Source organism: Crenobacter sp. CS_VA4, assembly GCF_055597485.1.
This window is the reverse complement of sequence record NZ_JBVMAE010000002.1, coordinates 103,916-123,551: the sequence shown is the minus strand read 5'-3', so window position 1 is coordinate 123,551 and position 19,636 is coordinate 103,916. Positions and strand designations below refer to the sequence as shown.

The following is a 19,636-nucleotide window of genomic DNA, read 5'->3' as shown; positions in this document are numbered from 1 at the left end:
CCGTTCCATGAGCCACAAAGTCGCCTTCAGTTTTGCCGATGGCAAGACGCTGTTCTTCGATGTCCGGCCGAACGAGCTGCTGCTCGATGCGGCGTTGCGCAGCGGGGTGAACATCCCGCTCGATTGCCGCGAGGGGGTGTGCGGCACCTGTCAGGGACGCTGCGAATCGGGCAGCTACAGCCAGGATTATGTCGATGAGGAAACCCTGTCGGCCGAAGATCTGTTGCAGCGCAAGATGCTGTCCTGTCAGACGCGCGTGCAGTCGGATGCCTCGTTCTACTTCGACTTCGACTCCAGCCTGTGCCACGCCGGCGGCACCAGCCTGGTTTCGGCCAACGTCACCGGGGTGCAGCAGGTGTCCGAAACCACCGCGATCCTGCATCTGGATGCCAGCGCCCACTCGCGCCGGTTGGATTTCCTGCCCGGCCAATACGCCCGGCTGCAGGTGCCGGACACCCCGGCGTGGCGGTCGTACTCGTTCGCCAACCGCCCCAACGAGCAAAACCAGCTGCAGTTTCTGATCCGGCTGCTGCCCGACGGCATGATGAGCAACTACATTCGCGAGCGTTGCCAGCCGGGGCAGACCATCGCATTCGAAGCGCCGCTCGGCGCGTTCTACCTGCGTCAGGTCGAGCGTCCATTGATAATGGTCGCGGGCGGCACCGGGCTGTCGGCCTTCCTCGGCATGCTCGACGAGTTGGCCGAACAGGGCGGTTGCGGTCAGCCGGTGCGGCTGTACTACGGGGTGAGCAATGCGCGCGACCTGTGCGAACTGGAACGCCTGGCGGCCTACACCGAGCGCATCACGGATTTCAGCGCCGATATCGTGGTGATGAATCCATCGCCGGAATGGCAGGGCAAGACCGGGCTGATCCCCGAGCATCTGGACCGCCGCTTTCTCGAAGCGAACCCGTTCGATATGTATCTGTGCGGGCCGCCGCCGATGGTCGAGGCCGTCAAGCAGTGGTTGGCCGAACAGCATATCGACGGCTCCCGCCTGTTCTACGAGAAATTCAGCGACAGCAACCGATAGGCTTTGGCCGTGGTCCCGCCGAGGCTACGGTCCGACAGCTCGTTGGGGCAATGGAGCGGTTTCACCACGGCCCGATTGGCCATGTCGGTGCGGGAGTCGGGCAGTCTGTGATTTCCCGCCGGGTTTCCCTATGCTGACCATAGGGTGGAGATGGCCATGAGTGGAACGATGCAAACACAAGCGGACAACGAGGGGCGTGACATCCATGCGCTGCTTCACGACCTGGACGGGGCGCGCGCCTGGATGGCCTCCATCTGCGGACCGCACTGGCTCGAAGTACGCTCGCCGCAGCGCCTGCAGTTTCATCACTCGGGCAGCGTGCTGCGCTCGATGGCGACCACGCTCGGCTACGTCGAGTACGGCACCGACGTGACGGTCAGCGTTCACGACGATGCGCCGCTCAACTGCTACAGCATCAGTCTGCCGGTCGTGGGGCAGCAAGAGCTGTCGGCGCGCGGGCAGCTGTTCCTGTCCGACCAGGACCGGGGGGTGATCGTCTCTCCCCACGAAACCCAGGCACTCACCATCGCGGGAAACTGCCGCAAGATCATCGTCGCCATTCCCCGGCCGGCGCTGCGCCAGGTACTGGAGGGCTTGCTGCAACGGCCGATGGATGTCCCGCTGTCCTTTCAGCCCGAGATTGACGCGGTCACCGGCGATCGGGCGGCCTGGTGGCGCATGGTCAAGTTCTTGCTGGGAGAACTGGAGCGCACCGGACAGGTGTTCGGCAGCCCGTTCATGGCGAGCGATCTGGAGCATGTGCTGCTCAAGGGCTTGCTGTTGTCCCAGCCGCACAACTACTCGGCAGAGCTCGCCAACGTGCTCAGCCCGGTGTATCCGCATTATCTGCTGCGTGCCAAGCAGTACATCCATGACAACGCCCGGGAGGATCTCTGCCTGGAGGACATCGAAAGGGAAGCCGGCGTCAGCCGCTTCAAGCTGTTCGAGGCCTTCAAGCGCTATTGCGGCCTGTCACCGATGGCCTATCTGAAGAAATACCGCTTGGAGGCAGTACGGCGAGACCTGTTGGCCGATCATTCCGAGCGCAATATCTCCGCCATTGCCATGAGCTGGGGGTTCACCCATCTCGGGCGCTTCTCCTCGGACTACAAGAAGCTGTTCGACGAAATGCCCTCACAGACCTTGAGCCGCGTGGCGCGACGTTAGCACGGCTCTCAATCTCAGGAGTCGTGCTTTCAAAGGCTCAGTATTTTTGCTGTCAACTATCAATCAAGGCGACAAGGGTTTTCATCTGGTATTCAATTCCACCAGTGAATGCCTGATTTTCTTTTCATCCGGCAAGCCTATTGCACCCCCCTTGGTATTCCTCTAAAGTCAGCGAACACCAAAAAGTCATTTATTTCATCCCTCTGTTGAGCGCAATAGCTCAAGATTGTCCGCCACCCGGTTCAGTACGCGGGATGTCAAATTACTGAAGTACGCGTCGCTTTCACGTTCGAGGTCGTGCAGCAGACGCGTGCAAGCACGGTCCACCCACATCACCCCCTTTTTCAATCCGCGCATAGAGGGGTGATCGCGAAGGGCGGCAGGGGTCCGGCTGTTGATTACGTCACTCCAATCCCACAGATAGTTTTCAGTAATATGTCGTGTAAATCCAATATTCAGGGCTTTGGCAAACTCCCCATCGTGTCTCACTGTAAAGTCTACGATTTCAATACGTTGTTTGTCAGCTGTCGTATAGGTGGCTTGAATCCAGCAATGGAATTGGGACATTTCCGACAAGTGCCGCGCCTTGCGGCGTAATGTCCTGCTGGGGCAAATCATGGCAAACATGCCATCACCGCAATCGATGATTTCGCCACCTGCAACGGCGGTGTAGGGGTGGTTCAGCAGCAGGCTCAACACCCGTGCGCCAACAATTGCGTAGTCGTGGCACTTGCCTACCGGGCCGATTTTCCGATGCGCATATGCTTCCTCTAGGGTGACGTTCAAGGCTTGATCAATGAGATCTCGCACTGCAGGCGGCACAGGCATCTCAAAGATCGGTTTTCCTGTGGGTTTAATGGTAAGAAGAGTGTTTATTGATTATCTGTTAACTGCTGATATGGGGTCGCTCTAGCCATAACGACGGCATGCTGAAAGAAATAAGAGCCAAGTGCAGCTAATGGCTGAAAGTTACGTCTTTAGTAAGATGAATCAACGTACAAACAAGCGACGATTAACACATGCTAACGACATGCCGAGATCCATCGACCAAGGCGTTTGTTATTCTTCAACGTTTAATAGGTGATTTATTGGCTGTCGTGCCAATATGCAGCGAACTGTCTCTGAATGTTCAATTCAAGGACCTGGCGTCGCTGATATTGAGCACGTTTGTTGGAGGCTACTTCAGATAATTGGCGCTCTGGCAGTGTAGTGTTTACCAGATAAAAGTGTTGACTGAATGGTGTGCCGCCGAGTGAGTGCCATAGTGCATCGTAATCGGAGTTAATCCGTTGGTAGCGGTGTAGGCGGCTGTTGTGAACATGACCGTTATTGCTGACCGCCAGCACACGCTGAATCCCCATCAGCCTGGCCAGCATGCATAGGGTCTTGACCATGAGCACCTTGGGCATGAGGCCGTGCAGATCCTTGGTGACTTCACGAAAGCGTTCGAGCCCGCCGCCGGTGCTCGGGCCTTGCAAACAACCCAGCAGAATCTGGCTGGAACCATGGGCGTCAACGCCGAAGGAAAAGGCCAGCGTGACCAGACGTTCCTGCATGGCATCGGGCACCAGCGTGAGCATCAGCTCACCCTCCTTGTCCATCGTGTGCGTCAACGACAGTTCTATGCGGTAGTTGGCACCGCTTTTGCCCTCGACTAATGCCACGACTAGCGAACGCTCAGCCAGTAGGCGAGCACGCAGATTGCCCGGCAGGCTGGTCAGGAACAGCTCGTAGTGCTGGCGCAATAGCTGCAGTTTGGCCTCGGTGCTCAGCCCCAGACACAGGTAGGGACGCTGCAGCTTGTGCAGCCATTGCGGCTGTCGCGGCAGGACCGCTGCCAGTTCCGACTGTTCGCTGAGATAGCGAAACCAGCGATGGGAATAGGGCCATTGCGCCAATGCACGCAGCAGAAACTTGGCCCGGTGCAGCAGGCTCTTGCCGCGGTCCGGCTCGGCGTAGCAGTGGGTTGCTTCCAAGAGTGTGCTCAGCATGTCGTCATCTTTCGAATAAATGTGTGGGAAAAAAATCCCACTAACAGTATTCATTCTTATGTGGGAAAATATCCCACGTCAACCATTCATGCTAAAATCTGCCGAAACTACCGAAGCGCAAGGCCCTTACTGACTCGCATGCCCGATTCTTCTTCGCCTCAAACGACCGACCGGCGCTTCATCGCCACGGTCGAACACGTGCTCCAGCCCTTGGTGCGACTTCTGCTCGACCATGGGGTGGGCTTTCCATCCCTGATCGAATTGCTCAAGGCCACCTATGTCCGCGTGGCCGACCGGCATTTCAAGCTGCAGGGCAAGGAGCAGACCGACAGCCGCCTGAGCCTGCTCACCTGTGTGCACCGCAAAGACGTCAAGCGGCTGCGCGACGGTGTCGATCAAGAAAGGCTGGCGTTGGAAGTGCCGTTGGCGGCGCAGGTGCTGGGGCTGTGGACTGGGGATGCGCGCTATCTGGACGAGCAGAATGAGCCGCTGGTCTTGCCCCGTTTCTCGCGAGAGGGCGGCGAGCATTCGTTCGAATCGTTAGTCGAGTCGGTGAGCAAAGACATCCGCCCACGTTCTTTGTTGGATGAGTGGCTGCGTTCCGGGGTGGTGAGGCTGGATGAGGAAGACCGTGTGCATCTGGCGCCCCATGCGGTGGTGCCGGCCGAGAATCTGGCCGATAAGCTGGAATTCTTCGGCCGCAACGTGCATGACCATGTAGCGGCGATTTCGGCCAACCTGCGTGAGTCCCCTTCGCCCTTCATGGAACGCTGCGTGTTCTACGACGGCTTAAAACCCGAACAGGTCGCCAAACTGCGTGCCTTGGCCGAACGGCGCGCAATGGATGCATTGTTGGAGGTCAACCGGCAGGCCCGCGCCATGATCGACTCCAACAGTGAGGATGGAGCCTCCACCGAACGCTTCAATTTTGGCGTGTATTTCTACCATGAGGCGGCATCCGATGACCCCGACCAATAAGGCAAAGGGCCTCGCCATGCGTGTTGTCGGGGGCCTGCCTCGAGGCGTGTTCGTGTTGCTGCTGGCCATGGCAGGATCGGTTACGCAAGCGGCGCCGATGTGTGTCATCGATCCGGTTAGCCACCAGGTGTCACAGGAGCCTGGCCAGGGGGGGGTCGGTGGCACTGGCGCTCCTGCCGGCAGCGCCAAGCCCACGATGCTGGCCTCCAACGGCAACGGAGGGATCGGCGGTACCGGCATGCCGCTGAGAGTGCCCTTGGCCGGACATGTGCTGTTCGTCCACGGTAATGCGGTTGCCGAACGTAGCGATGGCCATAAGCGGGAACTGGCACAAGGTAGCCCGGTGTGCGAAGGGGATAGCATCGATACCCAGGTCGCCAGCCTGGTGCAACTCAATATGGCCGATAGCGGACAGCTCGAGGTGAGGGCGCAAAGCCGACTGAGCCTCGATACGTTCACCATGCCGGCCCAGATGGACGGCAGTGAGAGGTTCTCAGCCTCGCTCGCCTGGGGCAGTGTGCGTGCCGTGACCGGCGAGATCGGCCATGTGCACAAGGAACTCTATGCGCTGCATACCCCGCTGGCCGAGATCGGTGTACGCGGCACTATGCACGAGGTGTTCCACGTGCCGAACGCGGTGCCTGGCGTGCCGGCCGGCACCTATAACCGCGTGCTTGCCGGCAAGACCGTGCTGCGCAGTGCCGGCAGTTCGCTGGAGCTTTTGCCGAGCCAAGCCGGCTTTGTCGCAACAAAAGATGCCCCGCCGCGCAGGCTGGAGAGGCTGCCAGCCAAGCTGGCTCAGCCGGCCACGCTGTCCTCAGCGTACGACTCGTACAACCAGGCGCAGAGTGCGAAAAGCAGGATCGACGAGGCGGAGCCGGCGGCTCCGGTCTACCTCAAACCACTGCAGGTCATTACGCAGAATTTCGATTTGACGCCGGAGGCTCCCGAGGGATCTGCATATGTGGGGGCTAGCCACGACCTCGACAACAACGCCACCCGCATCGGTGGGGTGGCCAGCAATCGCCGCAACGGCTCGGTCATTTTGGTGGACCCCGATTGGGGTGTGCCTTTTGCCGCCGCAGACAGCCGTAACGGCTTCAATTTCCTGGCGGGGGACGATGCCTTTCTTTACGACGTGGAGTATGCAACGGTCGATGGAGTGAACGTGGTGTGGGGCCTGTACGGTAACGCCAACGATGTCGACCCGGTTACAGGGACGATTCGTCCGATCGACTATCATCATTTCGCTTTTGCCCAGAGTGGGCTGACGCCACGGAGCGTGCTGCAAAGCTTGAGCGGCACGGCCACATTCGGCCGACTGGTCGGTGGAACCATGTTGACCGATGAGTCCGGCGGCATAGGTGGGCAAGTGAATGCGCTGAGCATTGGTGTGCAGTTCGGCCCGCAGATCCGGATCACCTCATACCAGCTCAATGCAACCGACAGCCAGTCGCGCACCTGGAATGCGCAATTCAGCGGCCAGGCCACGTTGCGTGACTTCCGCGCGGGCAATTTGCCGCTGAACACGCAATGCACAGGAGATGGCTGCGGCTCAGGAGCAGGAGCAGGTCAGGCTGCCGGGGTGATCATTGGCAAGTCCGGCAAGGGCATCATTACCAGCTTCGGACTGCATACGACGAGCGGACAGACAGTCGCAGGTGCTGCCGTGGTTGCTCGTCCATGAGTTGGTGGCGGTACCGGGATCACAGGCTGCGCAAGAGAGCCGGGGCAGCGTTACTGCTGGCCCCGCTCGCTGCGCTTCATTGTGAGTGGGCGCAGGCGTTTGATTGCAAGGCACTGGTCGAGTCGGTTGCCGACGACTGGCGTGCGGGCAATGTGGCCGCGGTGGCCGATAAGCTCCAGGCTGAGGAAGTCAACTGCGCTGCCGATGTTCGCTTCGATCGCGTTCTCGGTGAGTCACTGCTCGCTTCGGGCCGACCTGCCGATGCCTTGATGCCGCTCGAGAGGGCCGTCACCCTGGCGCCAGACGACAAGGCCAGCTGGCATGCGCTGGCGCAGAGTTGGCTGTCGCTAGGGGATCGCGAAGCGGCGCTGGCGGCCAGCCTGGCCGCGCGTGGCGCCCTGAGTTCAGCCTCTGACGGATCGTTTGCTCAGCGTTTTCATTGGCGAATGACCGTGGAAGGCAGCCGTGGCCATGACAGCAATGCCACTCTGGCAACGTCTGATAGCAGCATTGCCGTACCCGCTCTGGATGGCGCCATTGTCACCTTGAGCCCCAACTCGCGCCAGAGTGGTGATAGTTACTGGGGCGAAGTCGTCAACGCCGAGGTGGCCGTGGCCCTCTCCCCGACGCTGACGATGCAGGTGGCGGGGACCGATACCAGAAGGCAATATGATCATCTGCATCTGGTCTCCTCCGAAGAACAAACACTGGCCGCCAGGCTCGACCATTCCAACGGCTGGGGAGCCTGGTCACTCGGTGCGCATGACAGCCGGCTCTGGCAGCACAAGGAAAGCATCAGGCATGGCATTGGCGGCAACTTGAGCTGGCGCCTCTTGCCTGGGGCCCCGCTTTGGCCCACGCTCGCTCTGGACGTCACCCGCTACCGTTATAGCGGCGGCGCTCAGGCACCAGATGGCTTCATCGAGCGCGCGCTATCGGTCAGCAACTCGGTGTCGCTTGGGCAAAAAACGTTCGGTTGGATGTTGCAGGCCGGGCATGATGCCGCGACGGTGAGACGGGCCGACGGTGACTGCAATGTTATCGGTGCCCGTCTCTACGCCACCGGGCCGATTACCAACACCATCGAATGGTTCACCTGGCTGGATCATCTCGACAGCCGTTACACCCGTACCAACCCTGCTTTTCTGGTCGATCGCCACGACACACTCGACAGTTGGAACGGTGGCGTGTCCTGGGCGGTCAGCAAAGGGCTAAGTGTGCGCGGGCAGGTTTCGCTTTCGCATCAGCGGGCCAACATTTCTCTCTATGACTATCATCGTGCCGATACCAGCCTGACGCTGAGTTATGCATTTGGCGGTTGATCCAGTCTCTTAACAGCTACGGTATCGGTTTCTGTGGGCGGGCCAGCCCGGCTTCGCTAATTGAAAAGCTTTTTTTCGTCCGTCCAGCGCTTTGCGCCGCTTCATGCCGCCCTTCGGTCTCCATGCCGATTCTTTTGCTTCATGCCTGATTCTGTACTCTGAACTACAACAGAGGATGGCACCACGAGGGAGTGCGCCATGAACCTTCACAACTTGTTCACCCATCTGGACACCCGCACCGAATACGAGCAGTTGCACACGCTGCTGGACCGTCCCGGTCTCAAGATCGAGCGCATTGTCTCCACCGGCCAAGCCAGCCCGTCCGGCTTCTGGTACGAGCAGGAGCAAGGCGAATGGTTGGTGCTGCTGGCCGGAGAGGCCAAATTGGTATTCGAAGACGAGGCTTCCCCTCGCGATTTGCTGCCGGGCGATTTCGTCGACATTCCACCGCATTGCCGGCACCGGGTCGAGTGGACCGACCCGGAGGTGGCGACGGTTTGGTTGGCAGTATATTACGAATGAATTTTACCGCCGATACCGCCTCAGTGCCTGTCCACGGTACCTAGGGTAGGCCACGTTTTATCGCAGGAGATGAAGGTAAAAGGATGGGGTGTATCCATGAAGGATCGCGCCCTATTTTGGTGTGCGCTTCATCTGTATGAGCAATGTTTTCAATAACTTAGTAGACGTGCACCATCAGCTTTTTGGCGTGAAGCTCAACGCCACCGAATTGATGCAGTAGCGCTCACCGGTCGGCTCCGGCCCGTCCGGAAAGACGTGGCCGAGGTGGGCGTCGCAGTGGGCACAGCGCACCTCGGTGCGGATCATGCCGTGGCTGGTGTCGGTAATTCGCACGATGCTGCCGGGCACCGCTTCTTCCCAGAAGCTCGGCCAGCCGCAGCCGGCGTCGAATTTGGTGCCGGACTCGAACAGCAGCGCGTCGCAGCAGATGCAGTGGTACTGGCCCTGTTCGGTGCGGTAGTAGTGTTCGCCGCTGAACGGCCGCTCAGTGCCGGCCAGGCGGGTGACCCGGTATTGTTCCGGGGTCAGCTGTTCCTGCCAGTCGGCGTCGGTCTTGCGAAGGGTGTCGCTCATGGCCTTTATCCTGCGTGTTGGTCGAATGCTTCGTCGAGGGAGGGGGCGAGGTGCCCTGTGTCGGCCCAACTCTCCAGTTTCCAGCCGTGCCCATCGTGGGCGATCCAGTTGAGCGCGGCGTTCGGGAGGGCAAAGTCGCGGGCGCCATCGAGAGGGCGGCCGGCTGCCAGGCGGTAGATCACGTCGAGTGCGCCGCCGTGGGTGACGGCGAGTACGCTCTGGCCGGTATGGCGTTCGAGCATGTGGCCCAGAAAGTGGCGCAACCGGCTGGCGAGCGCGAGCAGGGTTTCGCCGCCATCGAGCGCGTTGTCGAGCTCGCGATGGCGTACGGCCAATTGAAGGTGTGGCACCCGTACGCTGGCCTCGTCGGGCGTCAGGCCTTGCATTTGACCGAAGTGCCGTTCACGCAGCGCGGCGGTCGGCACCACCTCCAGGTGTAGCCGGCTGGCCGCGGTGCTGGCCGTGTCGCGGGCCCTTGCCAGGTCGCTGCTGTAGAGCGCGGCAAACGGCGCGTGTTCGGCCAACTCGGCGAGCCGGACCGCGGCCTGCCTTGCCTGGCGTTGGCCAAAGGCGTTGAGTGGAATATCGAGCTGGCCTTGCAGGCGGTGTTCGCGGTTCCAGTCGGTTTCGCCATGGCGAATCAGACAAAGGCGGGTGGCTGTAGTCATGGAGTCCGTTTCACAAGCAAGGAATCCCAGTATAGGCAGTCTGCTGTCAGTTCAGGAGCGCGCGGCTCAGACCCAACCACAGCCCGAGCGGCACGAACAGCAGGCTGGCCAGATTGCCGACCAGCACGATCGACGCCATCTTGTCCGGCTCCTGTACATAGCGTTCGGCCATCAGGAAGTTGAGCACCGCCGGCGGCAGCGCGCCGAACAGGAACACCAGGGCCATCTGCGCGCTGTCGAGCCTCAATAGCGGCGTCAGCACCGCGGCGGCGATCAGGCCGGTCAACGGGCAGACCGCGCCGGCAAGCAGGCTGCGCCCCCAGCCGCCCCAGTGCACATCGACCATCCTCACCCCCAGCGCAAACAGCATCAGCGGGATCGACACGTCGCCGAGCATCTTCACCGGCAACAACAGCCACTCGGGCAGGTGCAGGCCGAGCAGGCCGCAGGCGAAGCCGGCCAGCGTCGCCAGCACGATCGGGTTGCGGGCGAGCTCGCTCAGGCTGGCACGTTGGCCGAAGATCACCGCGCCGAGGGTGAAGTGCAGCAGGTTGGACACCACGAACAGCACGACGAAGCCGTTGAAACCGCCGTGACCGAACGCCAGCAGCGCCAAGGGCAGGCCCATATTGCCGCAGTTGTTGAACATCGACGGTGGCAACAGGGTGCGCGGCGAGTAGCCGAGCAGCCGCGCCGCCGGCCAGGCCAAGAGGCCGGACAGCAGCACGATGCCGAGCGCGGCCGGTAGCATCTTCCAGTGCTCGATGAGATGAAAGTCCTTGGCGGCCAGCACCGAAAACAGCAAGAGCGGCACGCACACGTCCACATTGAGCCGGTTGGCGGCGCTCATGTCGGGGCGGTGGCGGCGGCCGTACAGCCAGCCGGCCAGCACGATCAGCAGTACCGGCAGGATGATAAAGAGGATGCGTTCGAACATGGTGGATGGCCGGGCGTAGCGGCAGCTACGCCCGGCGAGGAGTCAGAGGGTTACAGGATACCGATGCCGGACAGCTCGCGCGCCAGATTGGCCGCCGCGTTGTCGGTCATGCTGCCGGCTAGGTCCAGCACCTTCATATAGGCGCTGTAGAGTGTGTCGCCGGCGACTATCGGCGTATTGGCCAACAGGCCCAGCGCCAGCTTCTGCCGCGAGGTCAGCTCTTCCGGCGCGGTGACGCGCATGTGCACCGCCGGCACCAGGATGTCGAGCAGGGTGCCGAGACAAGGGAACGAGGCGATCTCGGTGATCAGCTTGCTGCGGTGGTTGTAGATGCGCTGGCTGGCCATCCGTTTGGCCTCGAGCAGCGTATCGCGCAGCCGCGGCTCGCACACGTCGATCAGGTCCTTGCCCTGGAATGCGCCGGCCAACAGCGCCGGCTGGTGCAGCATGAACTTCTCGGCCACTTCGCTGACGCTGCGGCCGATCGCCACGCCGCGGATCGTGGCGCACTTCTGGCTGACGCTGTGGCTGGACCAGGCGCGTTCAACCTCGCCCAGCGACGAGAACAGGCTTTCGAACTCGCGCACGTCGAGGATGCCGATCTCGACCGCGTCCTCCAGATCGAGAATAGCGTAGCAGATATCGTCGGCGGCTTCCATCAGGTAGGACAGCGGGTGGCGGCACCACTGGTTGTCGGCGCGGCGCAGCAGCCCGAGCTCGGCGGCGACCGCCTCGAAATAGGGGCGTTCGGTCTGGTAGATGTTGAACTTGTCGCGCTCGTACGCCGGCTGTGCGTCCGATGTCCACGGGTACTTGATCAGCGCGCCGATCGCCGCCGCGGTCAGCCGCATGCCGCCTTCGCCGGCGTACATCTCCAGCGAGGCGACCATGCGCAGGCCGTGCGCGTTGCCCTCATAGGTGGTGACGTCGCGCGCTTCGTGCGCGGATAGGCCGGTCAACAGCGGCGCGTGCGCCGGGTCGCGGAACCAGTCGCGCAGCGCGTCCTCGCCGGTATGGCCGAACGGCGGGTTGCCGATGTCGTGGGCGAGGCAGGCCACCTGCACCACCGCGCCGATGTCGAACGGGGTGTAGCCGGCCGGCAGGAAGCCGCTGTGCTCCAGCATTACCCCGACCCGATTGCCCAGGCTGCGGCCGACGCTGGCCACCTCGACGCTGTGCGTCAGGCGGTTGTGGGTGTGGTCGTGCTGGGCCAGCGGGTGCACCTGGGTCTTGCGGCCGAGGCGACGAAACGCGCTGGAGAAAACCACGCGGTCGTGGTCGATGTGGAAGTCGCTGCGCAGGCCGGGCGCGCCCTCGCTGGTGGCGGGAGTGCGGGTCGGCCGAACCTCGCCGGCGACAGTCTTGAAGCGCTTGCTGGACAGCAGCGCGGGCCAGTTCATCACGGAAGGAGTCGGGCTCATCGGGCGGGTCGTCGGGTCGGAGATGTCCCAATCATACCAGCTTGACTGAGCCTGAAACGAACAGGGGGCTGACACACTGTCAGCCCCCTGTGGGAGTGATGCTTGGGCCGCTTAGCGGACCTGGTGACCTACCACGCCGCCGACGGCTGCACCGCCGATGGTACCGAGTGCATCACCGTTGGTCAGGACCGAGCCGAGAATGGCACCGGCACCGGCACCGATCGCGGTGTTGCGCTGCTGGCGGTTCATATTGGAACAGCCGGCGATCATCGCGGTCATGACGGCTGCCAGCGCGACGGTTTTCAGTGCTTGCCTCATGGGGGGCTCCTGCGTTTCGAGTTCTGGTAGCGAGAATCTTACCGCAGGGGGTCCGTCAGAGCCGCTAAATGGCCCGGAATAAAGTGTTAAGAAAGGTTATGCACGTTTATTTCTGTTCCGGTGCGACGGCCTCTTCCTCCTGCGGGCAGGCGGCCGCAGCCGGGGCATTCAGCCAACGGCCGATCAATCGGTAGGCGACTGCGAGCAGGGTCGGGCCGACGAACAGGCCGATCAGCCCCATGCTGAGTAGGCCGCCGATCACGCCGAGGAAAATCAGCGACAGCGGCATCCGGGCGCCGTGGCTGATCAGATAGGGTTTGAGGAAGTTGTCGATCGAGTTGACCAGCAACAAGCCCCATAGACCGAGGAAGATCGCCATGCCGGTCTCGCCCTTGAACGCCAGCCAGGCCACCACCGGCGCCCACACCACCAGCGTCGGCAGCTGGGCGATCGCCACCAGAAAGCATAGGAAACCGATCAGCATCACTCCCGACACACCGGTGATCGCCACGCCGATCACCGTCAACAGCGCTTGCGCGAGCGCGGTGCCGACTACGCCGGTGGTGACGCCGCGGACGGTGCGCGCCACCAGTTCCGGCAGGTCGTCGTGCACTTGGCCGCCGAGCTTGACCACCAGTCGGCCGAAGCCGTCCCACAGCGTGTCGCCAGCCACCAGAAACAAGCCGGCGATCACCATCGCCAGTACGATTTCGACCAGGCCCTTGCCCATCTGCGCCCCTTGGGCGAGCAGCCAGCTGCCGACGCTGTCGAGCATCGGCTTGAAGCGCTCCAGTAGGCTCGGCAGGTCGGTCTGCGCGGTTTGCCACAACTGGATCACCTGATCGCCGACCAAGGGGATGCCGTTTAACCAGTTGGGCGGATTGGGGATCTTGAAACTGGCGAGGCCGCCGCTGATCACGCTTTTCGATGGCACGAAATCTGCTATCGACATCACCATGAAGGTCAGCGGCACAACAAACGCTACCGCCAATAACAGGATCACCAGCGTGGCGGCCAGCTTGGGGCGGTTGCCCAGCTTGCCGCGCAGCCAGCTATAGGCCGGCCAGGCCGAAATGGCGATGATGCCCGCCCACAGCATCGCGCCGAGAAAGGGCTGCAGGACCTTGAAGCAGGCGAACGCCAGCAGCAGCACCAGTACCGCGCGTACCAGGCTTTCCATCGAAAACAGTTGTTGGGGCCACTTGGGTGCTTGCATCCCAGCTCCGGAAGTCGTCATAGAGATGCTGCATTCTAGCCCGAGCGGAATAATTTTCGGATATCCGGGCACCATTGCGCGCCATTTTCGTCTACAACAGCAGCAGTTAGGTAAAGGAGTGTGTCCATGGTAACGGCAGTGATCGGTGCGGGCCTCGCCGGATTGACGGTGGCCCGACAACTGGCGGCGGCCGGGCAGGCGGTGCGCGTGTTCGAGCGCAGTCGCGGCTTCGGCGGCCGGCTGGCAACGCGTCGTACCGACACGGCGACGTTCGATCACGGTGCGCAATATTTCACCGTAGAGAGCGAGGCGTTTCGCGACACGGTGGCCGGCTGGCGTGAAGCCGGGCTGGTGCTGCCGTGGAACGCGCGCTTCGTCGAGATCGGTGTAGACGGCACCACCACGCCGGCGCACGAGTCGGTGCGCTACGTGGCGGTGCCGGGGATGAGCTGCCTGGGGCGGACGTTGGCCGAAGGACTGAACGTGATGACGCAGAGCCGGGTGGTAGCGGTGACGCCGACCGGTGACAGCTGGCGCATTACGCTGGACAACGGCGAGACCTATCCGGCCAGCTCCCTGGTGCTGGCCGTACCGGCGCCGCAGGCGGTGACCCTGCTCAGCGGCGTGCACCGCTTTGCGACGCTGCTCGGCAAGGTGCAATACGCGCCGTGCTGGAGCGTGATGCTGCTGGCGGAAGAGGGGCTCGACAGCGGCTGGGACGCGGCGTTTATCAGTGACGGTAGCCCGTTGTCTTGGCTGGCGAACAACCATTCCAAACCGGGCCGCAACGGTGCGCCGACCTGGGTGGCGCACGCCAGTCCGGCCTGGTCGGATGCGCACCGCAGCCACGCGCAGGATTGGGTCGGACAGGCCTTGCTGCGCACCGCCCGCGAATTGCTCGGTGGCACGCCGTTGACGCTCGAGAGCGTCCATCGCTGGCTGTACGCACGGGTCACCCAACCGCTCGGCGAACCCTATCTGTGGGATGCGGGGCTGCGGCTCGGGGTGTGCGGTGACGGCATGCTGGGAGAGCGGGTCGAGTCGGCGTTCCTGAGCGGCCATCAGCTGGCCGAACGGATTCTGCAGGGTTAGCACTACAGGGTTGGCCGAACCAGGTGGTTCGGCCAACCGGTCACTACGGCGGGTCTTAGGCGAGCGGCTTTCGGGCCACAACCTGCAACACCGCCGCCATCCCGGTGTGCAGCCGGCCTTCCTGCACGGTGCGCTGCACCTCGGCAAAATGCAGCAACTCCAGCCCCGCCAGTTCATCGCGGACCGTGTCCGGCTCCAGCAACAGGTCGACCTCTTTCGGGCCGCCGCTGCCAAAGACCAGTTGACGCGGCGTGTAGCCCTCCATCAGCAACACTCCACCCGGCACCAGCCCGGCGACCACGTCGCGCAGCACCCGGCCGCGCAGCGCGGTCGGCAGGTGGCAGAACACCGATACGATGCCTTGCCACGCGCCCGGCGCGATCCGATAGTCGTCCAGATCGGCGTGCAGCGTGCGGACCGTCACGGCGTGCCGTTCGGCCAAGCGGGCGACCTTGGCAAGGCCGGCGTTGGCGGCATCGAGCGCGGTAACGGCAAAGCCCTTTTCGGCGAGGAACACCGCGTTGCGGCCCTCACCCTCGCCGAGGCTGAGCACCGTCCCGCCGGCCGGCAGTTCGTGGCAGTGTTGGCGCAGGAAATCGTTGGGGTCGGTGCCGTAGACGTAGTCGGCGGCGGCGAATTTGGGATTCCAGAACAGGGCGGCGTCGCTCATGGTGCAGCTTTCGGCAAGACAACCCGCGCAGCCTAGCATGCTGCAAAGCGATCGGCGAGCGGGAAGCGACGTAACGACGGCCCCAGCGGGGCCGCGTCTACAAAGTGAATATCTCGGGAGGCCGGAAGTGCCGTCCGATCAGCCCTGATTATTCTGGATCGTGGTCAGCACATCCTTCGGTTTGAACAGCGGCTCACCGGGGCTGGCGTAGGTGGTCAGCTTGCCGTTTTCCCACAGGCCGACTTCGAGCTTCTGGTTCTCGGTGTCGATCAGCAAATAGGCCGCGTCCTTGCCGCCCTGGTGCTTCTTGTTGCCCAGCACGTACAGGATCCGGTCGCGCTGCAGTGGGCCGGAGACTTCCATATTCTTCTTGAAGGTGGCGAACTTGTCGCCGAGCAGCGCCTTCAGGTCCGGCGTGATCGCGCTGTCGTCGTACAGCTTCAAGTCGTTCGGATACTTGCCGATCTCGGTCTGCAGCAACGCCCACTTACCGGCTTTCTGGGTCGCTTTGGCGATGCCCTTCAGCGAATCGACGGCGCCGCCGACAGCCGGGTTGGACGCGGCGAGCGCGTCGAGTTTCTGCTTGGCTTCTGAGGCGGCGGCGCTGGCCTGTCGCTTGATGTCGGCCAACGGGGCACTGGCCGCCGACTGCAATGCCTCGTGAGTCTGGCCGATGGCCGACGAGGCGGCTTCCTGGACCTTGGCGGCCTCTTTCTTGCCGCAGGCGGTCAGTGCAACGCTGGCGGCGAACAGGGCAAGGATGAGCGGGGTGGTGCGGATCATCGGGACTCCTGTTTTATCGATTGGATAGCTCACTAGACTAAAATCGGAGCGGCAGGTTCGCCAGCGTTTCGACAGAAAGAGGACATACGGTCACAAATCGTCATGAAACGGAAAGGTGTGCCGGTAACGTGAATGCCCGGCGAGAATGGGGATTTGCCCATGGAGTCCCTCCCTGCCATTAACAACGCCACGAGCGCTCCCATCGTCGATAATTTCCCCCGCTATTGCGTAGTCGCTCGTAGGATCAAGAAAATAACGCCCGGGTGTGCGGCAACAACAGCGGCACGATCTCGCTCTCCAGGCGCTCGACCGTCCAGTCACGGCGCGGCGCGGAGACAACGATGGCACCGACCGGCTGGCCGTCGACTTCGACGATCGGTGCGGCCACGTTCACCTCGTGGAGGATCGACTGCTGGTCGGTAAACGCATAGCCGCGCGTGCGCGCCTGCGACACCGCCTCGCGCAGCACCTCCTTGTCGGTGATCGTGTAAGGCGTCAGCTGCTCGACCGGCTGTTCGGCCAATAGCTGGTCGAGCGCGGCCTCCGGCAGCTTCGAGAGGATCGCCAGGCCGCCGGACGTGCTCAATGCCGGAAGTTTCCTGCCCATATACGCCGTTCGGAAATCGACATGTGGATGGCTCTGCACATGCAATAGATGGACGATCTCGGTGTCGTCCAGGATACAGAACGAACAACGCAGTCCGCACTCGTCCCTGAGCCGTACCAGCCGCGGCCAAACGGTCTTGAGCACAAGATCGCTCATCTGGAAATTGAACAGCAGGTCGAGCGTCCGCACCGACAAGCGAAACGTCTTGTGGCGCGGGTCCTTCTCGATGTAACCGTGCATCATGAACGTGTCGAGGATGCGCTGCAGCGTCGGGACCGGGTAGCCGGTGACACGATGCAGCTCGGTCAGCGTCAGCGCCGGCGGGCCGAACGAGAAGGCCTCGAGCGTGTGCAGGCTCCGCGCGACGGACGAGATGAACAGCGGATCGTCGTCGTCGGGCATATCGGGCAGCGCGATCGACGACGAGAGATCCGCGAACGTGCGCGCCCAAGGTTGGATCTTGAGGTCGGAGATCGCGCGCGCCGTCGCCGCGACGGCCGCCGCCAGCTGCTCTTGCGCATCGCCCTGCATGATCTCCCTCAGCGGTCCCGAAATCGAGACCGCCGCAATGCATAGTCCGTCGGCGCCGATCACCGGCGCCGCGATGGTGCCCTCGTTGGCGACGGTCTCGCCCAATTCGACCGCGCAGCCGGAATTCGCCATTTCCGAGGAGGCATCCCGCAAGCCGCCCATCGCTTCCATTCCCGCAAGCATCGCCCTTCCCGGCGCGGAGCGTGTTGCGCTCAAGCGCTGCCCGATCGGGGTGAGCGAGGCCGTGATTGCCGCCGACGGCACACGGGCAATGTTCACCACGTCTTCGCCGCTGAGTACCCACAAATCGCACTGCAAGTGCGTGCGCGAGTTCAGTTCGACCAGATGCAGCATCGACATGTCGATCAGATGGTTAGCCGTCAGGTAGCGGTGAGCCAGCAGTGCGCCCCGGTGCGACAAGGAGATCGCCGCCGAAGCCGGGTCGCGTTTGAGGTAACCGCAACGCACCAGCGTGTGCAGCGTACGTTGCGCGCTGCTGCGATTCAGACCGGTGAGTTCGGCGATTTCCGCGATGCGCAAGTCGGGGGCGTGCGGCCCAAATAGTTCCAGAACCGCCAGCGCCTTACTCAGCGCCGCGATCTGGGAACGACGGTCGTCGCTCATCTGCAATTTCCTCCATGGAAAGGTAAGCATAGAACGCTGTTGACTTCGGTTTTTCTGCGCTCTACGATGTGTTTAATTGGATGGCGATATTAATAATCGCATTGCGGTAAATACGAAGAGACAGATGAGAGTGTCAAACGTTGTTAACTTCCCTTTTTCTGCACTCTACGATGTGTGCAATCGAATCACGATAATAATAATCGCATTGCGGTAAAAAGTCGAGAAGTAGTTGAGAGAGACAAAGGAGCCAGGATGTCAACGCCCGCACGTACTTCAATTCCTCTCCATGCGCCGGCATGGGAGCAGTCCTTTCGAAATGCCGCGTCACCAGATGAGCCTGCCGGCGAACACTCCCGTGATGCGCGATCGGAGTCTCCGGTCGAACGAACTGGCGACGGTGACAACTTCGTCATCGACGTCCGTTCGGTCCGCAAGTCGTTCGAGAGTCAGAGTGGCCCGGTCAACGCGCTCAGCGAAGTGTCCGTGTCGATTCGCCACAACGAGTTCTTCACCTTGCTCGGCCCGTCTGGCTGCGGAAAAACGACGCTGCTGAGATTGCTCGCCGGCTTCGAACAGCCTACCGACGGAGAAATCCTGCTGTCTGGCGAGCCGGTGCAGGCGCTGCCACCGTTTCGGCGCTCGATCAATACCGTATTTCAGCACTACGCGCTGTTTCCGAACATGACGGTGGCGGAAAACATCGGCTTCGGCCTACGCATGTTGCGCACCCCGAAGCGGGAAATCGATGCACGCGTGGCCGAAATGCTGGCGCTGGTAAAGATGGAGCGCTTCGCGAATCGCCGTACCTCGCAGCTGTCCGGCGGGCAGCAACAGCGGATCGCGCTGGCGCGGGCGCTGGCCCCACGGCCGAAGGTCTTGCTGCTCGACGAGCCGCTGTCGGCGCTGGATCTGAAGCTGCGCCAGGCGATGCGGCTGGAACTGAAGGCATTGCAGGCGGAAACGGGGATCACCTTCGTCTTCGTCACGCACGACCAGGAAGAGGCGCTGGCGATGAGCGACCGCATCGCGGTGATGTCCGAAGGGGCGGTTCAGCAAATTGGCCGGCCCGACGAAATCTACGACAGGCCGGCCAACCGCTTCGTGGCGCAGTTCATCGGTGAGAACAACCTGCTCGATGCGCGCGTGCTGGCATGTGCCGGCGACTCTGCCCGGATTGCCTTGGCCGGCATCGGGGAGCTGACGGTGGCGAACGGTCATGCGCTGGTCGCCGGACAAGAGATCTCGGTCGCCGTGCGGCCGGAGAAGCTGTCCCTCGCCAACGGTCACACCGTGCCCGACAGCATCCGTTTCGACGCGCGTGTGGTGGCCACCATGTATCTCGGCACCGACACCGCGTTCCACATCGAGCTCGCCGACGGCCAACGCCTGATCGTGCGTGACCTGAAGTCCGGCACCGTCGGCAAGCCTCCGCGGGTCGGGGACACCGTGTCGGTCGATCTCGTGTTCGAAGACGTGAAGGTGCTGGGAGACTGACG

General features: G+C 62.3%; 19 protein-coding genes. 8 read left to right on the top strand and 11 right to left on the bottom strand.

Going from position 1 to position 19,636, the window contains the following annotated elements:
• Window positions 1–7 precede the first annotated feature (7 nt).
• Together antC and ACZ2IA_RS02405 are read left to right on the top strand one after the other, a co-directional pair.
• Window positions 8–1,033: an anthranilate 1,2-dioxygenase electron transfer component AntC gene (gene antC, locus ACZ2IA_RS02410; protein ID WP_470290969.1), complete on the top strand. Its 1,026-nt coding sequence runs from the start codon at window positions 8–10 to the stop codon at window positions 1,031–1,033.
• Window positions 1,034–1,189: 156 nt separating this feature from the next.
• On the top strand, window positions 1,190–2,200 hold the full coding sequence (locus ACZ2IA_RS02405) for an AraC family transcriptional regulator (RefSeq protein WP_470290968.1): 1,011 nt from the start codon (window positions 1,190–1,192) through the stop codon (window positions 2,198–2,200).
• A gap of 195 nt (window positions 2,201–2,395) precedes the next feature.
• Here the strand turns inward: ACZ2IA_RS02405 and ACZ2IA_RS02400 are convergent, their stop codons facing one another.
• Window positions 2,396–2,986 (bottom strand): hypothetical protein, encoded by a 591-nt coding sequence (locus ACZ2IA_RS02400; protein WP_470290967.1) that lies wholly within the window; start codon window positions 2,984–2,986, stop codon window positions 2,396–2,398.
• 299 nt (window positions 2,987–3,285) lie between these two features.
• The gene (locus ACZ2IA_RS02395; protein ID WP_470290966.1) at window positions 3,286–4,191 is read right to left on the bottom strand and encodes a VirK/YbjX family protein; all 906 of its coding nucleotides are present in this window, start codon (window positions 4,189–4,191) and stop codon (window positions 3,286–3,288) included.
• Between the two features lie 138 nt (window positions 4,192–4,329).
• On the opposite strand from ACZ2IA_RS02395, the gene ACZ2IA_RS02390 reads away from it, so the two are divergent.
• The 4 genes from ACZ2IA_RS02390 to ACZ2IA_RS02375 all read left to right on the top strand — a co-directional run bounded on the left by ACZ2IA_RS02390 (window position 4,330) and on the right by ACZ2IA_RS02375 (window position 8,700).
• Window positions 4,330–5,169: a DUF6502 family protein gene (locus ACZ2IA_RS02390; protein WP_470290965.1), complete on the top strand. Its 840-nt coding sequence runs from the start codon at window positions 4,330–4,332 to the stop codon at window positions 5,167–5,169.
• Window positions 5,153–6,856, top strand: coding sequence for a FecR family protein (locus ACZ2IA_RS02385; RefSeq protein ID WP_470290964.1), 1,704 nt, complete (start codon window positions 5,153–5,155; stop codon window positions 6,854–6,856). Before ACZ2IA_RS02390 ends, ACZ2IA_RS02385 begins: the two co-directional genes overlap by 17 nt.
• The gene (locus ACZ2IA_RS02380; protein WP_470290963.1) at window positions 6,853–8,178 is read left to right on the top strand and encodes a tetratricopeptide repeat protein; all 1,326 of its coding nucleotides are present in this window, start codon (window positions 6,853–6,855) and stop codon (window positions 8,176–8,178) included. Before ACZ2IA_RS02385 ends, ACZ2IA_RS02380 begins: the two co-directional genes overlap by 4 nt.
• Window positions 8,179–8,376: 198 nt before the next feature.
• On the top strand, window positions 8,377–8,700 hold the full coding sequence (locus ACZ2IA_RS02375) for a cupin domain-containing protein (protein ID WP_470290962.1): 324 nt from the start codon (window positions 8,377–8,379) through the stop codon (window positions 8,698–8,700).
• Between the two features lie 174 nt (window positions 8,701–8,874).
• On the opposite strand, the gene msrB is transcribed toward ACZ2IA_RS02375, so the two are convergent.
• The 6 genes from msrB to ACZ2IA_RS02345 all read right to left on the bottom strand — a co-directional run bounded on the left by msrB (window position 8,875) and on the right by ACZ2IA_RS02345 (window position 13,833).
• Window positions 8,875–9,273 (bottom strand): peptide-methionine (R)-S-oxide reductase MsrB, encoded by a 399-nt coding sequence (gene msrB / locus ACZ2IA_RS02370; protein WP_470290961.1) that lies wholly within the window; start codon window positions 9,271–9,273, stop codon window positions 8,875–8,877.
• Between the two features lie 5 nt (window positions 9,274–9,278).
• The gene (locus tag ACZ2IA_RS02365; protein WP_470290960.1) at window positions 9,279–9,941 is read right to left on the bottom strand and encodes a histidine phosphatase family protein; all 663 of its coding nucleotides are present in this window, start codon (window positions 9,939–9,941) and stop codon (window positions 9,279–9,281) included.
• 46 nt (window positions 9,942–9,987) lie between these two features.
• The gene (locus ACZ2IA_RS02360) at window positions 9,988–10,878 is read right to left on the bottom strand and encodes an AEC family transporter (protein ID WP_470290959.1); all 891 of its coding nucleotides are present in this window, start codon (window positions 10,876–10,878) and stop codon (window positions 9,988–9,990) included.
• Between the two features lie 50 nt (window positions 10,879–10,928).
• Window positions 10,929–12,278, bottom strand: a complete 1,350-nt coding sequence (locus ACZ2IA_RS02355) for a deoxyguanosinetriphosphate triphosphohydrolase (protein WP_470291164.1) — start codon at window positions 12,276–12,278, stop codon at window positions 10,929–10,931.
• Window positions 12,279–12,410: 132 nt separating this feature from the next.
• Window positions 12,411–12,617, bottom strand: a complete 207-nt coding sequence (locus tag ACZ2IA_RS02350) for an osmotically-inducible lipoprotein OsmB (protein WP_470290958.1) — start codon at window positions 12,615–12,617, stop codon at window positions 12,411–12,413.
• A gap of 106 nt (window positions 12,618–12,723) precedes the next feature.
• Entirely contained in the window at window positions 12,724–13,833 is a 1,110-nt protein-coding gene (locus ACZ2IA_RS02345) for an AI-2E family transporter (RefSeq protein WP_470290957.1), read from the bottom strand.
• A gap of 126 nt (window positions 13,834–13,959) precedes the next feature.
• On the opposite strand from ACZ2IA_RS02345, the gene ACZ2IA_RS02340 reads away from it, so the two are divergent.
• Window positions 13,960–14,925 carry an NAD(P)/FAD-dependent oxidoreductase gene (locus ACZ2IA_RS02340; protein WP_470290956.1) on the top strand — a complete coding sequence of 322 codons (966 nt, stop codon included), beginning with the start codon at window positions 13,960–13,962 and terminating at the stop codon, window positions 14,923–14,925.
• 55 nt (window positions 14,926–14,980) lie between these two features.
• Here the strand turns inward: ACZ2IA_RS02340 and ACZ2IA_RS02335 are convergent, their stop codons facing one another.
• From ACZ2IA_RS02335 to ACZ2IA_RS02325, 3 genes are all read right to left on the bottom strand, one after another.
• On the bottom strand, window positions 14,981–15,595 hold the full coding sequence (locus tag ACZ2IA_RS02335) for a class I SAM-dependent methyltransferase (RefSeq protein ID WP_470290955.1): 615 nt from the start codon (window positions 15,593–15,595) through the stop codon (window positions 14,981–14,983).
• A gap of 138 nt (window positions 15,596–15,733) precedes the next feature.
• The gene (locus ACZ2IA_RS02330; protein WP_470290954.1) at window positions 15,734–16,378 is read right to left on the bottom strand and encodes an Ivy family c-type lysozyme inhibitor; all 645 of its coding nucleotides are present in this window, start codon (window positions 16,376–16,378) and stop codon (window positions 15,734–15,736) included.
• Window positions 16,379–16,622: 244 nt separating this feature from the next.
• Entirely contained in the window at window positions 16,623–18,140 is a 1,518-nt protein-coding gene (locus ACZ2IA_RS02325; protein WP_470290953.1) for an IclR family transcriptional regulator, read from the bottom strand.
• 252 nt (window positions 18,141–18,392) lie between these two features.
• Here ACZ2IA_RS02325 and ACZ2IA_RS02320 point away from each other — a divergent pair, with 252 nt between their 5' ends.
• Complete coding sequence (locus ACZ2IA_RS02320) at window positions 18,393–19,634, top strand: ABC transporter ATP-binding protein (protein ID WP_470290952.1); 1,242 nt, start codon at window positions 18,393–18,395, stop codon at window positions 19,632–19,634.
• Window positions 19,635–19,636: the final 2 nt, after the last annotated feature.

What these genes read in the sequence shown, in the direction of transcription:
- antC (WP_470290969.1), top strand. Translation starts at nt 8, where the DNA reads ATGAGCCACAAAGTCGCCTTCAGTTTTGCCGATGGCAAGACGCTGTTC.
- ACZ2IA_RS02405 (WP_470290968.1), top strand. Translation starts at nt 1,190, where the DNA reads ATGAGTGGAACGATGCAAACACAAGCGGACAACGAGGGGCGTGACATC.
- ACZ2IA_RS02395 (WP_470290966.1), bottom strand. Translation starts at nt 4,191, where the DNA reads ATGCTGAGCACACTCTTGGAAGCAACCCACTGCTACGCCGAGCCGGAC.
- ACZ2IA_RS02390 (WP_470290965.1), top strand. Translation starts at nt 4,330, where the DNA reads ATGCCCGATTCTTCTTCGCCTCAAACGACCGACCGGCGCTTCATCGCC.
- ACZ2IA_RS02385 (WP_470290964.1), top strand. Translation starts at nt 5,153, where the DNA reads ATGACCCCGACCAATAAGGCAAAGGGCCTCGCCATGCGTGTTGTCGGG.
- ACZ2IA_RS02380 (WP_470290963.1), top strand. Translation starts at nt 6,853, where the DNA reads ATGAGTTGGTGGCGGTACCGGGATCACAGGCTGCGCAAGAGAGCCGGG.
- ACZ2IA_RS02375 (WP_470290962.1), top strand. Translation starts at nt 8,377, where the DNA reads ATGAACCTTCACAACTTGTTCACCCATCTGGACACCCGCACCGAATAC.
- msrB (WP_470290961.1), bottom strand. Translation starts at nt 9,273, where the DNA reads ATGAGCGACACCCTTCGCAAGACCGACGCCGACTGGCAGGAACAGCTG.
- ACZ2IA_RS02365 (WP_470290960.1), bottom strand. Translation starts at nt 9,941, where the DNA reads ATGACTACAGCCACCCGCCTTTGTCTGATTCGCCATGGCGAAACCGAC.
- ACZ2IA_RS02360 (WP_470290959.1), bottom strand. Translation starts at nt 10,878, where the DNA reads ATGTTCGAACGCATCCTCTTTATCATCCTGCCGGTACTGCTGATCGTG.
- ACZ2IA_RS02355 (WP_470291164.1), bottom strand. Translation starts at nt 12,278, where the DNA reads ATGAACTGGCCCGCGCTGCTGTCCAGCAAGCGCTTCAAGACTGTCGCC.
- ACZ2IA_RS02350 (WP_470290958.1), bottom strand. Translation starts at nt 12,617, where the DNA reads ATGAGGCAAGCACTGAAAACCGTCGCGCTGGCAGCCGTCATGACCGCG.
- ACZ2IA_RS02345 (WP_470290957.1), bottom strand. Translation starts at nt 13,833, where the DNA reads ATGCAAGCACCCAAGTGGCCCCAACAACTGTTTTCGATGGAAAGCCTG.
- ACZ2IA_RS02340 (WP_470290956.1), top strand. Translation starts at nt 13,960, where the DNA reads ATGGTAACGGCAGTGATCGGTGCGGGCCTCGCCGGATTGACGGTGGCC.
- ACZ2IA_RS02335 (WP_470290955.1), bottom strand. Translation starts at nt 15,595, where the DNA reads ATGAGCGACGCCGCCCTGTTCTGGAATCCCAAATTCGCCGCCGCCGAC.
- ACZ2IA_RS02330 (WP_470290954.1), bottom strand. Translation starts at nt 16,378, where the DNA reads ATGATCCGCACCACCCCGCTCATCCTTGCCCTGTTCGCCGCCAGCGTT.
- ACZ2IA_RS02325 (WP_470290953.1), bottom strand. Translation starts at nt 18,140, where the DNA reads ATGAGCGACGACCGTCGTTCCCAGATCGCGGCGCTGAGTAAGGCGCTG.
- ACZ2IA_RS02320 (WP_470290952.1), top strand. Translation starts at nt 18,393, where the DNA reads ATGTCAACGCCCGCACGTACTTCAATTCCTCTCCATGCGCCGGCATGG.